This is a genomic window from Synechococcus sp. W60.3 (assembly GCF_047502615.1).
Lineage (GTDB): Bacteria > Cyanobacteriota > Cyanobacteriia > Thermostichales > Thermostichaceae > Thermostichus.
On the sequence record NZ_JANSHJ010000007.1, the window covers coordinates 34653 to 48943 of the forward strand.

Below are 14291 nucleotides of genomic sequence, written 5' to 3' on the forward strand. Positions count from 1 at the left end.
ACGGCCTACCAGTGCAGTCGCTGGCCGTAGGCAACCAGGTAGCGCTGCAAATCGGCCATTTTGCCCTGGGGCACGATCTGGGCTGGGGTCAAGCCGGGATCCTGGCTGCGGAGCCAAGCCACGGTCAGCCCCGCTGCCGAGCCAATGGTCCACTCGCCGTAATGGGTGCGGGTGGCGGCGTTGACAATGTGGCTGGCGGCGATCCCCTTGCCGCCGATGAGCAGGTTATCCACCTTCTGGGGGATCAGGGCCTCTAGGGGGATGACGATGGGGCGGACGGAAAACTCGTTGACCGGCGCTGAGCTGGCCGACAGGGAAGGCTCCCAGTTGCGGTAGCGACAGCCGTGCATGTCGATGGCGTAGTGGGTGATCCCAACTGCTGTGGGGCTAAAGTCCCGTCCCCCGCTGGCGCCGACGCGAATATCCTGCTCCAGCATCAGGAATTCCGCCTGGCCGTAGGCGGCCCGCCCCAGGATACGCCGCCCCTCCCGGATGTAGGGGTAGAGGCTGAGGCCGGAGCGGGTGCCCAGCAAAGACTCTTCGCCAAACAGCAAGGAGAGGGGATAGCCGGCGCGGGACTGGGTTTCCATCAGCCATTCGGCAAACAGCAGGGCGTGGTTCTCCCCATCTTTGATGGCCGAGACATCCAGCCCCCCCAGCCAGTTGTGGCGCTGCCCTGAGGCCAGCAGCCGCTCTTCCGTTAGGATTAGGGGTGGGTTCATGATCCCCCAGTCGTTGCCGCGGTTCCAGTTCACCAGGGTGAGATCGCCGGGAAGCGGGGTGCCGTAAAAGGGATCCGTGCGGCCTTTGCTGACGATGCGGCGGTAGTTGAAAAAGCTCTGGCCGCTGAAGGTGGGAAACCCCTCCAGGTCGAACTGGCGGCGGTGCTCGGCGCGGGAGTAGCCCGGCTGCAACTGGGCCAGCTCGGCGCGGGAGCGCCCGCCGTCGTCGTGGATGGCCAGCACGAAGGGAAAAGTGAAAGCCTGGGTGCACTCCGAGTTGCTGGCCGGGGCGGCGTTGGGCTCCCCGGTTAGATCTCGCCCTTCTGAGCCCAGCCGGTAGGGGATCCCGGCCCAGCCCACCAGCTCGCCGGTGTCGGTGGCGTCGATCACGAACAAGGGGCGGCCCGGCGGCGCCTGCAGCCGCAGCACCCGCTTGGCAAAGACTTCCGTCTCCTGCCAGCTATACCAGCTCACCAATTCCCGCCACAGCCGCCCCGGCGGCACAAAATCGGGATCCCGCGGCTGCCGCTGCACCGCGTAGATGCTCTCGAGGCGGGAGCCGTCGGCGCTGAAGGTGGCCCCCTTAAAAGCGGTCTGGGTGGCCCAGCGACTGTGGGGGGCGCTGCGGGCGGCCTGTTGCAGCCAGGTTTCCACCGCCTGCAAACCAGCCTGGGGCGGAAAACACAGCCCCCCTACCCAGCAACTGTTGATTTCGGAGACACGGGTTCCCGGCGGGATCCCTGTCCAGGCGGGCAGATGCACCGGCTGGCTTTCGATGAGGGCCTTAAACTCCAGCCAGTGGCGGGAAAAATTGCCCCGCTGCCGCATGGGGAGCGACTCGTCGATGGCTGATACCCCCTGGGAGGTGATCTGGCCCCCCAGCCAAGGGGTGAGCTCGATGAGACAGGTTTGCACGCCCCCCCGCATGGCCTGGCCTGCCGCCGCCACGCCCCCCAGGGATCCGCCCACCACCACCAGCTCGCACTCCCAGATCTCGTCCGGCTGGGGCAGGGGATCCAGCAGCGGCCAGCCGTGGGCCGTAAAACGGGGCACCTCCGGCTCTGGAGCGGCGACGGGCGATCCCCCTTCCGGCTGGGAGAGGGCGGCAAACCCCATCCCCGCCACAAAGCCCAGCAGCGACAGGATCCCCAGCCCCAGAGCTTGTTTGCGCCTGAGTTGCTGCCGCGCCGCTGGGATCCCCTTACCGGCCGTCTTCACCTTAGTTTTGCCTCACACCCCAAGCTTTCTTCTGCAATGCTAGCGGGAGAACCCCTCTTGAGAATAGCTGATGAATAAGGCCCCCTTGAATGGCTGCGGGTGGCTCCGGATCCCCCAGATGGAAGTGCCGGACAAGGGGATCCAAGCAGGTGAAATCGGGCATAGGCAACCGTTGAGCCCTGGATGGCAAGGGCTGGGTCGTTGCCTGGCGTTGGATTGGGCTTTTGTTGGTATCCTACGCGATAGCCGGTCTCCGACTGCTGCTCCATGCTGACCTTGCAAACTGTGGCCGACCTGCTGCAAGCCCCTTTGCAGGGAGATCCCCACCTCTTGGGGTTGCCGGTTCAGGCCCTCTGCACCGACAGCCGCCGGTTGCAGCCAGGATCCGTTTTTGTGGCGCTGCGGGGAGAACGCTTCGACGGGCACGATTTTATTCCGCAAGCCCTGAGCAAGGGGGCCGTTGCTGTCATCAGCCAGCGGCCGGTGGAGGGTCCCCACTTCCAGGTTCCCGATACCTTGACTGCCTATCAGCGCATTGCCAGAGCCTGGCGGGAGCAATTTTCCATCCCGGTAGTGGCCATCACCGGCTCAGCAGGCAAAACCACCACCAAGGAAATGCTGGCGGCTGCTCTTTCGCGCTACGGCAGCGTTCTCAAAAGCGAGGCCAACCACAACAACGACATTGGGGTGGCGCAAACGCTGCTGCGGCTACAACCAGAACACCAGTTTGCCGTTCTGGAGATGGCCATGCGCGGCCCTGGTGAGATTCGCCGCCTTGCACAGATGGCTCGCCCCACCCATGCCTTGATTACCCACATCGGCACCGCCCACATCGGCAGGCTGGGATCCCGCGAGGCCATTGCTGCTGCCAAGTGTGAGCTGCTGCAGGAGTTGGGGCAGGGGATAGCTGTGCTCAATGGTGAGGATCCCTTGCTGTTGGCCACTGCCGCCAGCCTGTGGTCGGGAAAAACCCTCACCTATGGCCTCGCCCAAGGGGACTTGCGAGGAGAATGGGATCCCCAAGCCCAAACCGTAACCGTGGAGGGCTTGACCTTGCCGGTGCCCCTGCCAGGAAGGCATCACGCCCTTAACTGGATGGGGGTGCTGGCGGCTGTGCGCAGCTTGGGTCTGAATTGGGAGCGCCTGCAAGAGCCCCTTGACCTACCGCTGCCTCTGGAGGGGCGCAATCGCCATCTCAAGCTGGCTGGGGACGTGGAGATTTGGGATGAGACCTACAACGCCTCGCCGGAAGCGATGATCGCGGCTTTGCACCTGCTGGCTCAGACTGCGGGAAAACGGCGCTGGGCCATCCTCGGCCCAATGCGGGAACTGGGAGAGCATGCCCCACAGCTCTACGCAGAGGTGGGTCGGGCGGCTGCCTCCTTGAGACTGGAGCGGGTCTGGCTTTTGGATCCCGACGGGGAGATGCAGCCACTGGTTGACGAAAAGCCAGCCGCCGAGGTTGAACGCTTTGAGGAAGCTTCTGCCTTAGTGGAGGGTTTGCAGCAGCAGGTGCGGGCAGGGGATCGACTGCTGTTTAAGGCGGCGCGAGCCGTCGAGCTGGAGCGGGTGCTGCACCGCTTTTTGCAGGCTTGGCAGGGATAAGCTAAGCTAAAGGACAGTCGATAAGTGGCGCCCTATCGAGGCCATCGACCCGAAGCTTGCCCACACCTTCTTCACAGCTGCACTTCTTCTGGACAGCATGTACCACAACCCTTCTCTGCGGGAAGAACCTCGCGATCAGCCTCCAGTAGTGCTGCCCCTGCCCGGTAGCATTTCTATCCTCGACTGGTTGCGCCAGGAAGGCCGGCTGATCGAGCAGCCTCTTGAAGTCCCTGAAGCTGTTTTGGAAGAAGACATCGACGACATCGACGATTTGATCGGGGACGACTACGACGAAGACTTCGAGGCGGAAGAAGAGTAGGCATGCCTGCTGAGATCGCCAACTCGTTTACCCCTCTGCCCAGCACCGCAGAGGTGCCCACTTTGGCGATGCCAATGGAACGCTAACTTGAACAAACAATGTAAACAAACGTAACGATCCCTCAGCCTCAAGGGATCCTCATCGGGCGTGTTTTGGATGGTTCACCGCCATCCCGCGATGATTGTTGCAAATCTAACCTCAGCGGAGAGTAGCCTTGTAAGCCTTGTCAAAAAGGTATTTTGGGGTAGTAGAAATATCTTTTTCGGGGACTTTTTGCGATTTTGAGGAACCCGAGCTCTATCCCGTCCGTCACATAGAAATGTGAACCTACTCTTCACGGAGGGTTACATTGCATGATTCGCAATCTCTTCGCTCTCTCCTTGGCTGTTGCCTCGGCCACCACGTTGGTTGCAGCCCCTGCGGTCATTGCCGGCAGCCACGGCGCGACTTCTGAAAGCGTGAAAACCGCTGCCCCTGCCAGCAAAACCATAGTAGATGTTGCTGCCGAGGCCGGCTCTTTCACCACCTTGATCCAAGCCTTGGAAGCTGCCGACTTGGTGAAGGTGCTCTCCGGGGAAGGCCCCTTCACCGTTTTCGCTCCCACCGATGAAGCTTTTGCGGCGCTGCCGCAAGGCACTCTAGAGGAGCTGCTGCAGCCGGAAAACCGCGAGAAATTGACCCGGATTCTCACCTACCATGTGGTGCCCGGCAAAGTCCTCTCCAGCGATCTAAAGGAAGGTGAAGTGACGACGGTCGAAGGATCTTCTGTGAAGATCTCCTTGAGCGACGGAGTCAAGGTCAACGATGCCAAAGTGACGCAAGCAGACATTGAGGCCTCTAACGGCGTCATCCACGTCATCGACAAGGTGATCCTGCCCCCGCAAAGCTAACTTGTCGGTGCTAAGGCTCTAGATCCCAGGGGGGTCTAGTCCGGCCCCTGCCCTCAGGGGTGGGGGCTTTGCGTTGCAACCCAGCCCGGCGACCCTGGCCTTGAGCTCTACAGGTCGATGCCGACGCTGGAAGTGTAGATCGCCTCCACCGACACGCCGGACACCCGCTGCGGACGCACGATCATGTACTCGTTGTCCATTTGCTTGGGCAATGTGATGAACTCGTCCCCACCCACCATCAGTTGGTTGATCAGCTCTGTGTATTCTCTAGCTTCCTTGACCCGTACCTGCATGGTTTGTCCACCTTCGAGCATGATGTGGACAAGGTATCCATCGGGTTTTCTGGCCATGGGTGCTCCTATTGGGTGCAGCGAAGGTCGATAAGGGGCGTTCTCATGAACATTATTCCCCCATCGGAGAGGCCTGGCCAACCCTTGCCCCCGCCAGGAAATCTGGAGTTGCGGCGCGACCAACCGACTTGAGGCAGTTTCCCGGGCGCCTCCCCGGCCCACAGCTCCCCTCCCAAAAAGAGAGGAAAGGCGAAGGAAGGCCAAAGCAAGTGGTTCCCCTGCGATTGGGGATGGCTATAGATTACTAGGATGTGCCTATTTTGGGCTTCCTACCCAACTTGCTCGATCTCCCCGCTGGCTGGGATAGCTGGAGTGACTGGCGCAAACTCCCTTCAACGGCTGGACTGGCGCAACCTCAACACCCTCTGGGGATCCATTTTGGCCGAGACCTTGAGCCGGCTGGGCTGTCGGGTGGCGGTGGTGTGTCCGGGATCCCGCTCTGCCCCCCTCACCTATGCTCTGGCGCAGCACCCTGAGATCGAGGCCATTCCGGTGCTGGATGAGCGGTCGGCGGCCTTCTTTGCCCTTGGCTTGGCCCAGCAGCTGCGGCAGCCCATCCCGCTAGTGTGTACCTCTGGCAGCGCCGGCGCCCATTTTTTCCCCGCTCTCATCGAGGCGGCAGAAAGTGGTTGGCCACTTCTGGTTTTGACGGCGGATCGGCCGCCGGAGCTGCGCCACTGCCGCGCCGGGCAGACCATCGACCAGGTGAAGCTCTACGGCCACTACCCCAACTGGCAGGCGGAGCTAGCCCTGCCCAGCGCCGACCTAGAAGCTCTGGCCTACCTGCGCCAGACCGTCATTCACGCCTGGGAGCGTGCCCTCTACCCTTTCCCGGGTCCAGTGCACCTCAACGTGCCTTTGCGGGAGCCCTTGGCTCCCATTGCTGACAGCAGCACCGCGCCCCTGGCCCGTTGGCAGAAAAATCCGGAGTTTGAGAAGAGCTTTTTTCGGGGGGTTGCTCCGGCCGGATCTTCCTGCCAGGCGCTGCGGGGCAGTCTTCAGATGGAGAGGGCTTCCTTTTGGCAGGAGTGGTGCAGCTGTGAGCGGGGAGTGATCTTGGCAGGGCCGGCCCAACCGGCAGACCCCCAGCGTTATGCAGAGGCGGTGGCCCGCTTGGCGCTGGCCCTGGGCTGGCCGGTGTTGGCGGAGGGACTCTCCCCTTTGCGCAACTACGCTTCCCTTAACCCCTACCTCATCACCACCTACGATTTTCTCCTCCAGGGAGAGCAGCCCCATCTTTGGCCAGAGCAGGTGATCCAACTGGGACCCTTGCCCACCAGCAAGGCCCTGCGGCAAACCCTAGCCCAAGCCCGACCCCGCACCTGGCTGCTCGATCCCCGGGCCCAGAACGCCGATCCCCTCCACAACCCCACCACCCACTTGCCCTTTGTCGTGGAGGAGGTGGCGGCAGGGATCCCGGCAGGCAAGGCCAAAGCAACCGCTTTTCTACAAACCTGGCTGCGGGCGGAAGCCAAAGCTCGGGCTGAGCTGGATCGGCTGCTGGCTGACCTGCCGGAGTGGTTTGAGGGCAAGCTTGCCTGGTGGCTGGCCCACCACCTGCCGCCGGAGACGCCGCTATTTATTGCCAACAGCACGCCGGTGCGGGATGTGGAGTGGTTTTGGCCGCCCAACGATCGCCGCATCCGGCCTTACTTTAACCGCGGCACCAACGGCATCGACGGCATCCTCTCGACTGCCTTTGGGGTGGCCTACCGCCATCGGCCAACAGTGCTGCTGACTGGGGATCTGGCCTTTCTGCACGACTGCGGCGGCCTGCGTCTTGCCCAATGCCTCCAGGGATCCCTGACCATTCTTCTCATCAACAACCAGGGGGGCGGCATCTTCGAGCTGCTGCCCATTGCCGAGGCGGGCCCACCCTTTGAGCCCTACTTTGCGACTCCCCAGGCGGTGGATTTTGCCCTCCTCTGCCAGGCCCATGGCATCCCCCAGCAGCGGATAGAGACCTGGGAGGAGCTGGCCCAGGCTTTGGATCCCTTGCCCGCCCAAGGGGTGCGGGTGTTGGAGATCCTTACGGATCGGCGGGCGGACGCGCGGCGACGGCAGGAGTGGTTCCGGCGCTGGTCTGAGCTGCCATCCACGCCGTAACCCGCTTCCAGATCTGTTCGGGCAGATCCTCGGCCTCGCAGTCCAGCCACTGGATCCCTGGCATGGCCCGAAACCAGGTCATCTGCCGCTTGGCAAACTGGCGGGTGCGCCGCACAATCAGAGGCTGCAGCTCGGCTGCCGGGATCCGCCCTTCCAGGTAAGCGCCGATCTCCGCATAGCCCAAGGTCTGCAAGAGGGGCAGGTCTGGGCCGTAGCGCTGCCGCAGCGTTTTTACCTCCTCAATCCAGCCTGCCGCCAGCATTTCTGCTGTGCGCCGGGCAATGCGTTGTTCCAGACGGGGCATTGGGCAGTGCAACCCCAAGAGCAAAATGGGGTAGTCAGGAGGATGGGCCTGCCGCAGGTAGGAAGCCGGCTTCCCAGTGGTGTAGATGATCTCCAAAGCCCGCAGGGTGCGCACTTCATCATGAGGGTGAATCTGCCCCGCTGCCACAGGATCCAACTGCTGCAGCCAGGCGTAGCGGATCTCGGGCGGCCACGTCTCCAGTTGAGCGCGCAACTGAGGCTGGGGGGGAACTGCCGGGATCCCTAAGCCTGCCGTGATCGACTGAATGTAGAGCCCTGTGCCCCCCACCAGAATAGGAGTCTGTCCCTGCCGATGGGCTGCGGCAATGCGCGCCTGGGCCGCCTGCTGAAACTCGGCCACTGTATAGGTGTGGCGGGGATCCACAAAGTCAATCAACTCGTGGGGCCAGAGGGCCCGCTCGGCGGGAGTGGGCTTGGCAGTGCCGATGTCGAACTCCCGGTACACCTGACGAGAGTCGGCGTTCAACAGGGGGGATCCCAGCCGCTGGGCCAACAGCAGCGCCTGGCGCGACTTGCCGGTGGCCGTGGGGCCAGCGATGACGACAAGCCCCGGCCTTGCAGTCGAGGAGGGGGAGGGAGGTTCTCGACAGTCGCGCCCATTTGGAGACCGGTTTTGATCCATCCGCCGGCAAGAAAGTTCACCCAGGGCAGCAGATTAAAATTTTCAAAGAACCTTAGCGCTGTGGCTAGAATAGAACATCCATAGTCTCTATCGTCTTCCCAGCTCTTCGAATTTCCCCGTGATCTCATCTTATGTCCCTGCTTCCGTTGCCATGTGGGGCGGGGCACGGCCTCGGTTTAAACTGCCCCTTGTCAAACTGCTTTTCCTGTTGCTGCGGGCCTCGGCACGGCTAGGTCTGGCCGGCCTTGGCAGAGCCCTCGGAGCAGGAATCCTGGCGGCGTTGCTGGCGTGGGAACCGCGCCCTGCCTTGGCAGAGGTTTTGGTGCTCAAGCAGGGAGAAGTGCGAACTTTGCCCCTATTGCAAACAAGTGCCCGGCTGCCCCTGCAGATGGAAATGCTCTATTTGGGCATGGTGGAGGAGCGCTTCTTGAGCTACGCCCGCGCCAACAATTGGGAGACTATTTCCAGCGACCGGGAGGATCCCCGCTGGAGCCGCTGGCAACTGCGCCCGGGCGGTGAGGCCCTTTACCTGCCGGATGCCCCTTCGTCGCGGGATCCCTTAGAGCCCCCCCTCTATGCCCGTGGGTTTTATGTGGAGGCCTACTTCATGGGCGGGCGGCTGGCGGGGATGCACCTAATTGACAATCCAGAAGAGCCGGGCTTCAATTTAAGGCAACTGCAAAGGCTTGTTCGCGCCTGGTTCCCCGATAATCGCCTGATGGTGTACTACCAGGTGCTGCCGGAGGATCCGGACCAGCAGGTGCTGGGCGCCTACTGGGGCACTGTCCCTCCCCCTTACCTTGCCACCATTCAGCGCAACAGCCGCCTGCCCTTCTGCCAGACCTTTTTCAGCCCCACTTCGCCCCAGCCCATCACGCCTCCTTCCACACCTCCCCATTGCCTAGTCCAGGCCGCCGGTGAGGACGGTACCGTGCCTTTGGCTGCCCAGAAGAAGACCAACGCTCTGCGCTAGAATTTCGAGCCCATCCTCCCACCAGAAGGGATCCCTGCCGCTGAGCCGTGGCCCTTCCCAATGGGCTGAGGGTGAGGAGCGCCAGGCCTTCTCCCCTCTCTTTTGCGCCTTGGCCTGAGAGGAGTCCAAGGGCAGGGTTTTCCCAGATCAGCTCAAATCAAACCGTTACCAGCTCGGGGCGGCGGCTGTGGCGAATGGCACGAATGGCTTCCCCGTAGTCCTTGGCCTTGAACACGGCTGAGCCAGCCACGATGGCGTTGGCCCCCGCCTCGATCACCTGCCAGGCGTTGCTGGCCTTGATGCCGCCATCTACTTCAATCCAGGGATCCAAGCCGCGCTCGTCGCACAGGGCTCGCAACTGGCGAATCTTGGGCACCACCGCCGGGATGAAGCTCTGCCCGCCAAAGCCAGGGTTGACACTCATGATCAACACCAGATCCACCAGATCCAGCACGTACTGGATCAGCTCCAGGGGGCTGGCGGGGTTGAGCACCACGCCTGCTTGCTTGCCCAGATCCTTGATTTGGCCGAGGGTGCGGTGCAGGTGAATGGTGGAGCTGGACTCGGCGTGAACGGAGATGATATCGGCCCCCGCCTTGGCAAAGTCGGCCACATACTTCTCCGGCTCCACGATCATCAGGTGCACGTCCAGGGGCTTGGCCGTAACCGGGCGCAGGGCTTCTACCACCAGCGGGCCGATGGTGATGTTGGGCACAAAGCGGCCATCCATCACATCCACGTGGATCCAGTCGGCCCCTGCCTCGTCCACCGCCCGCACTTCTTCCCCCAAGCGGCTAAAATCGGCTGAAAGGATGGAGGGGGCGACGACGATCGGCTTTTGCCCAGAGGCTGCGGAGGGCTGAGTCATGGTGAGTATCCAAGTTGTAAACCGCAAAATAGGGGAGCTCGCTCCTCTATGGTACGGAGTTTGATCCCCTTTGCAAACTGCCTCTTGGCTCGGAGCCTAGGGTTGCAGGGGAGAGGTGGAGCCAGCACTGGCCTCGACCCACCGCCATCCCCGGAAAACTTAGGCCAGATGTCCCCAGAGATCCGGTGGCTGCGCGTTGCTCTGAGGCTCTGGAGCAGCCTGCTCTGAGGGAGCCGGGTTCACCTCTTCTTCCAGCCGCAGGGCCAGCTGCTGCAACTGCATATAGATGCTGTTGACAGCCAGCATGGCCAAGACGGTGCCGAAAAACTTGGTGCGGGATCCCATAGACCAACTCCTGGGTAAGAACCAAGATAGGACAAAGGTACGTTCCTCGCCGCTGCCCTAGCTCCAACTTAGCGCACAGGCGGAGCAGGCTCTTCGAGAAAATATGGTTTCCCTCGACAGATGCAAGCACTTTCCCGGAGCAATGTCATGACCGCCTCCCCAAAGCCCGCCTACCAGCACCTGCACACCGCCCTTTGGGTCAGCGATCTGGCCAGGGCCGAGCATTTCTACGGCACGGTGCTCGGGATCCCCAAGGCAGAACGGTTTCCCTTTGACTTTCCCGGCGCCTGGTACCAGGTGGGGTCTTCGCAGATTCACTTGATCGTCACTGAGGAGCCGCTTGACCAGGGGCAGCAAGCCAGTTGGGGCCGCAAGGCGAAGTGGGGGCGCCTTCCCCATGTGGCGCTGGGCGTGGAAGACCTGGAAGCGGTAAAGGCCCGCCTGCTGCAGGCAGGCTATGAGGTGCAGCCAAGCGCTTCCGGGCGGGCGGCTGTGTTTGTCCGCGATCCGGATGGGAATGTAATCGAGCTAAGCGCCATTGGCGCAACTGAGCCATGAACCCTCTCCCCCCAGCGATACCGCCTGTAACACCAGCGCGGCGTGGCGATAGGGATCCCCGCTGCCAGTTCGACCCGGCCACCGCCCTGGTCAGCGCGGCGCAGATGCAGCGCCTTGAGGAGGAGATCTTCGCTGCCGGCATGCCCGTGGCCGCCCTGATGGAAAAGGTAGGGCTGGCCGCTTTTGCCCAGTTGCAACAGGATTTTCCCCAGGCCCAGCGCATCGGCATCCTCTGCGGGACAGGGCACAATGGCGGCGACGGCTTGGTGGTCGGACGAGAGCTGCGGCTGGCCCAAAGGTCGGTGAAGGTGTGGCTGGGCAAGCCAGATCTCAAACCCCTGACCGCCGAGCACGCCCGCTACCTCAGGGCCCTGGGGGCGGAGTTTGTGGAGCGGGTGGAGGCGTTGGCCGACTGCGACCTGCTCATCGACGCCCTCTTTGGCATTGGCCTAAACCGGCCCCTGGGGGATCCCTGGGCGGAGGCGGTGGAGTGGGCCAACGGCAGCGGCATTCCCATCCTCAGCCTGGACCTGCCCTCCGGCCTCAACGACCAGACAGGCGAGATCTGGGGCTGCTGCATCCGCGCCAGCTACACCTATGCCCTGGGCCTCTGGAAGCGGGGCCTGTGGCAGGAGGCGGCTCTGCCTTGGGTGGGACGTCTGCGCCGCCTCGATTTCGGCATTCCCCCTTGGGCCTGGCCGGAGGTGGAAGTTCCCCAGGTGTTGCTGCACCCCTGGCCCCATTTCCCCCCCGATCCGCCTTTGGATACCCACAAATACCGCCAGGGATCCCTGTTGCTGGTGGCGGGATCGACAACCTATGCCGGGGCGGCGGTGTTGGCCGGGCTGGGATCCCGCGCCAGCGGCGTGGGCATGGTAACCCTGGCGGTGCCGGCAGAATTGAAAGGGCTCGTCCACAGCGCTTTGCCGGAAGTCTTGGTTCACGCCTGGGAAGGGATCCCCTCCCTGCTGGCCGAGAAACCCTTTCAGGCGGTGGCGGTGGGGCCGGGCGTGGGAGAAACCCGCCGTCTGCTGCTGGAGATCCTGCTGCAGGATTGGGCCGGGATCCCTTGGGTGATCGACGCCGATGGCCTCAACGCCTTGGCGGAAATAGGGGTGGAGCGCTTGCCAGAACACAGGATCCAAGCCATCCTCACCCCGCACCTGGGGGAGTTTCGCCGGCTTTTTCCGCACCTCCCGCTTTCAGATCGCATGGAGGCAGCCCAGAGAGCAGCAGCCCAGAGCGGGGCAGTAGTGGTCTTGAAGGGGGCGCGGACGGTCATCGCCTCTCCTACGGGGGAATGCTGGGTCAACCCGGAAAGCACACCGGCTTTGGCCCGCGGCGGCAGCGGCGATGTTCTGACCGGCCTGATCGGCGGCCTGGTGGCGCGCAGAAGGGCTCAACTGGGTCAGTCGATGGGGATCGCGGAGCTGCTCAGTTGCGCCTGTGCGGGGGTGTGGTGGCATGCTCAAGCAGCCATCCATTTGGCGGGGGAACGGGGTCTAACGGGCGTGGATCCGGCCCACCTGGCGGAGCACCTGCCGAAAGCGCTGCGGATTCTGCGGCAACAAAAGCCCACTTAAGGTTGCAAAAACCCCAGGGCCAGCCCCAGGAAAATGAACAGGCCAAAACCAATCCGATAGACAATGAACACCCAGGTGCTGCTGCGCTGCAAAAATCGAATTAGCCAGTCGATGGACCCGTAGGAGAAGACAAAGGCCGAGAGCGTCCCCAGGCCCTGCGACAGCAGCGCCTCTGCCCTGAACTCGGCGATAAACTCCGCCACCCCGGCCAAAAAGAGGGCCGGGATCCCCAGCAAAAAGGAGTAGCGGGCGGCAGCCGAGCGCTGCAAATCCAGCAACAGAGCCGCCGTCAGCGTCACACCAGAGCGGGATACCCCTGGGATCAGGGCCAAAGCCTGGGCCAGCCCCACCCAGAGCCCATCCCCAATGCCCAGGCTGTGCAGATCGCGCCGGCGCTTCCCCACCCGTTCTGCCCAGCCCAAAGCCAGGGCCAAGCCGATGGCGGCGGCGGCAACCACCCACAACTGCCGGGGCGGGGATCCCCAGATGGCCTTGACGGCCCAGCCCGCTATGACAATCGGCAGCGTTCCCACCAGGATCCCCATGAGCAGCCGCCAAGACTCCTCCTGGAAATCTCGCTTCTGCCAAGCCTTCCAGGAGCCGAGGAGCAACTGGCGCAGGTCAGAAGCAAAGTAGATCAACACCGCTCCCAGGCTGCCCAATTGGATCACCGCCGCAAAGGAAGCCCCCGCATCCGGCCAGCCCAGCAAAGCTGGAAACACCCGCAGGTGCGCCGTGCTGCTGATGGGCAGAAATTCCGTGATCCCTTGCACCATGCCCAAGACCAGGGCCTGCCACCAGTTGGGATACCAGATATCGGCCAGCACCAAAGAAAGCCTCTCCCAGTACGCCAGGCTACTGTCTGGAGGGGAGTTTCCCTCACCCCCAACCCCTCTCCCTTAGGGAGAGGGGAGATAGAGATGCCGCAGTACCTCACCAGCCTTGCCCTGTCTCTGAAAAGGGCTACGCCCGAAACCCCCTGTTCAGGGATCCACTCTCAAAACTCTCCCCCGCTCGAAGGGAGCTGCCCTTAGAAAGTGAGCCGCTCCGGATCGTCGATGGTGATGAGCCAGTTGCCCACATTGCGGAAGAGGGGGTTGGGCTCTGTCCCCCGTACCCGCGCCTCTACCCGGTAGATGCCGGCAGCGGAAGGATTGCGCACATTGGAGAGCACCAAGCGGATCTCCTGGCCGGCGGCAATGGGCTGACGGGCCACCACCTCCAAAGAGCGAAACTCCTCGTTCCAGTACACTTCCGCCAGCTCCACCGGCTTGCCCTCCACCTCTAGGCGCACGTTCTCCGGGTCGATGACGGCATCGAAATTTCTATCCCCGTTGATCTGCACCTCTGCCACCGCCACGTTCTGAGGCGGGATCGTCAGGCGATAGCGATCCAACCGACCGCGAATGCCGCGAAAATCCAGCCGGTAGCTGAGGACAGGTACCCCTTCGCTGCCGGTGATCACCAGGCCCGACTGCGCCGCTGCCGAAGGGGACAGCACCCCTACCAACAAGCCTGCCAAAATCAGCCTCGTCCCCAGCCGGGCCAAGCGGAGGCTCCACGAACGCTTCACTGCTCTCAACACCCAAACCTCCCAAAAGACATCAGTGTAGGCACAACTTGCCGCTGACCTAGGGAGCAGCAAGGCCATGAGATTAAATTAAATTGCTATCCATCGTAAGGGGTGGGATCCCTTCTACCGAGAGCGCTCAAGGCCCACGCGGGTGCGGAGATGCGCAGTTTTCCCCGCCCCCAGAACCTTGCAGTCGCAACCCTGATGCTCTGCAACGTCCAGGAGCCTGGGGGAT

Annotated in this window: 14 protein-coding genes; 7 read left to right on the forward strand and 7 right to left on the reverse strand. The window is 62.8% G+C overall.

Annotated elements, in window-relative coordinates:
- Nucleotides 1-5: 5 nt before the first annotated feature.
- Nucleotides 6-1940, reverse strand: a complete 1935-nt coding sequence (locus NW846_RS04065; RefSeq protein ID WP_414346083.1) for an FAD-dependent oxidoreductase — start codon at nucleotides 1938-1940, stop codon at nucleotides 6-8.
- 267 nt (nucleotides 1941-2207) lie between these two features.
- On the opposite strand from NW846_RS04065, the gene NW846_RS04070 reads away from it, so the two are divergent.
- The 3 genes from NW846_RS04070 (at nucleotide 2208) to NW846_RS04080 (ending at nucleotide 4754) form a co-directional block, all read left to right on the forward strand.
- Nucleotides 2208-3545, forward strand: a complete 1338-nt coding sequence (locus tag NW846_RS04070) for a UDP-N-acetylmuramoyl-tripeptide--D-alanyl-D-alanine ligase (RefSeq protein ID WP_011428999.1) — start codon at nucleotides 2208-2210, stop codon at nucleotides 3543-3545.
- Between the two features lie 97 nt (nucleotides 3546-3642).
- Entirely contained in the window at nucleotides 3643-3864 is a 222-nt protein-coding gene (locus NW846_RS04075) for a DUF3134 family protein (protein ID WP_011429000.1), read from the forward strand.
- Between the two features lie 353 nt (nucleotides 3865-4217).
- Nucleotides 4218-4754: a fasciclin domain-containing protein gene (locus tag NW846_RS04080; protein ID WP_011429001.1), complete on the forward strand. Its 537-nt coding sequence runs from the start codon at nucleotides 4218-4220 to the stop codon at nucleotides 4752-4754.
- Between the two features lie 107 nt (nucleotides 4755-4861).
- Here NW846_RS04080 and NW846_RS04085 read toward each other — a convergent pair whose 3' ends face one another.
- Complete coding sequence (locus NW846_RS04085; RefSeq protein ID WP_041438020.1) at nucleotides 4862-5104, reverse strand: hypothetical protein; 243 nt, start codon at nucleotides 5102-5104, stop codon at nucleotides 4862-4864.
- Nucleotides 5105-5416: 312 nt separating this feature from the next.
- Here NW846_RS04085 and menD point away from each other — a divergent pair, with 312 nt between their 5' ends.
- On the forward strand, nucleotides 5417-7210 hold the full coding sequence (menD, locus tag NW846_RS04090; protein WP_414346079.1) for a 2-succinyl-5-enolpyruvyl-6-hydroxy-3-cyclohexene-1-carboxylic-acid synthase: 1794 nt from the start codon (nucleotides 5417-5419) through the stop codon (nucleotides 7208-7210).
- Here menD and miaA read toward each other — a convergent pair.
- A complete protein-coding gene (gene miaA / locus NW846_RS04095; RefSeq protein WP_011429004.1) occupies nucleotides 7134-8156 on the reverse strand; it encodes a tRNA (adenosine(37)-N6)-dimethylallyltransferase MiaA in 1023 nt (340 codons plus the stop codon). The two genes, menD and miaA, sit on opposite strands and share 77 nt — an antisense overlap.
- Before the next feature lie 307 nt (nucleotides 8157-8463).
- Between miaA and NW846_RS04100 the strand changes: the two genes are divergently transcribed.
- Nucleotides 8464-9129 carry a hypothetical protein gene (locus NW846_RS04100; protein WP_240530508.1) on the forward strand — a complete coding sequence of 222 codons (666 nt, stop codon included), beginning with the start codon at nucleotides 8464-8466 and terminating at the stop codon, nucleotides 9127-9129.
- Nucleotides 9130-9286: 157 nt separating this feature from the next.
- Here NW846_RS04100 and rpe read toward each other — a convergent pair whose 3' ends face one another.
- Together rpe and NW846_RS04110 are read right to left on the reverse strand one after the other, a co-directional pair.
- Nucleotides 9287-9997, reverse strand: coding sequence for a ribulose-phosphate 3-epimerase (gene rpe / locus NW846_RS04105; protein WP_011429006.1), 711 nt, complete (start codon nucleotides 9995-9997; stop codon nucleotides 9287-9289).
- Nucleotides 9998-10156: 159 nt separating this feature from the next.
- Nucleotides 10157-10342 carry a hypothetical protein gene (locus NW846_RS04110; RefSeq protein WP_011429007.1) on the reverse strand — a complete coding sequence of 62 codons (186 nt, stop codon included), beginning with the start codon at nucleotides 10340-10342 and terminating at the stop codon, nucleotides 10157-10159.
- A 147-nt stretch (nucleotides 10343-10489) separates the two neighbouring features.
- Between NW846_RS04110 and NW846_RS04115 the strand changes: the two genes are divergently transcribed.
- Nucleotides 10490-10900, forward strand: coding sequence for a VOC family protein (locus tag NW846_RS04115; RefSeq protein ID WP_414346075.1), 411 nt, complete (start codon nucleotides 10490-10492; stop codon nucleotides 10898-10900).
- Nucleotides 10897-12483 (forward strand): bifunctional ADP-dependent NAD(P)H-hydrate dehydratase/NAD(P)H-hydrate epimerase, encoded by a 1587-nt coding sequence (locus NW846_RS04120; protein WP_011429009.1) that lies wholly within the window; start codon nucleotides 10897-10899, stop codon nucleotides 12481-12483. Before NW846_RS04115 ends, NW846_RS04120 begins: the two co-directional genes overlap by 4 nt.
- Here NW846_RS04120 and NW846_RS04125 read toward each other — a convergent pair.
- Nucleotides 12480-13310, reverse strand: coding sequence for an undecaprenyl-diphosphate phosphatase (locus NW846_RS04125; RefSeq protein WP_011429010.1), 831 nt, complete (start codon nucleotides 13308-13310; stop codon nucleotides 12480-12482). The genes NW846_RS04120 and NW846_RS04125 overlap by 4 nt on opposite strands.
- Nucleotides 13311-13513: 203 nt before the next feature.
- The gene (locus NW846_RS04130; RefSeq protein ID WP_228375387.1) at nucleotides 13514-14068 is read right to left on the reverse strand and encodes a DUF2808 domain-containing protein; all 555 of its coding nucleotides are present in this window, start codon (nucleotides 14066-14068) and stop codon (nucleotides 13514-13516) included.
- Nucleotides 14069-14291: the final 223 nt, after the last annotated feature.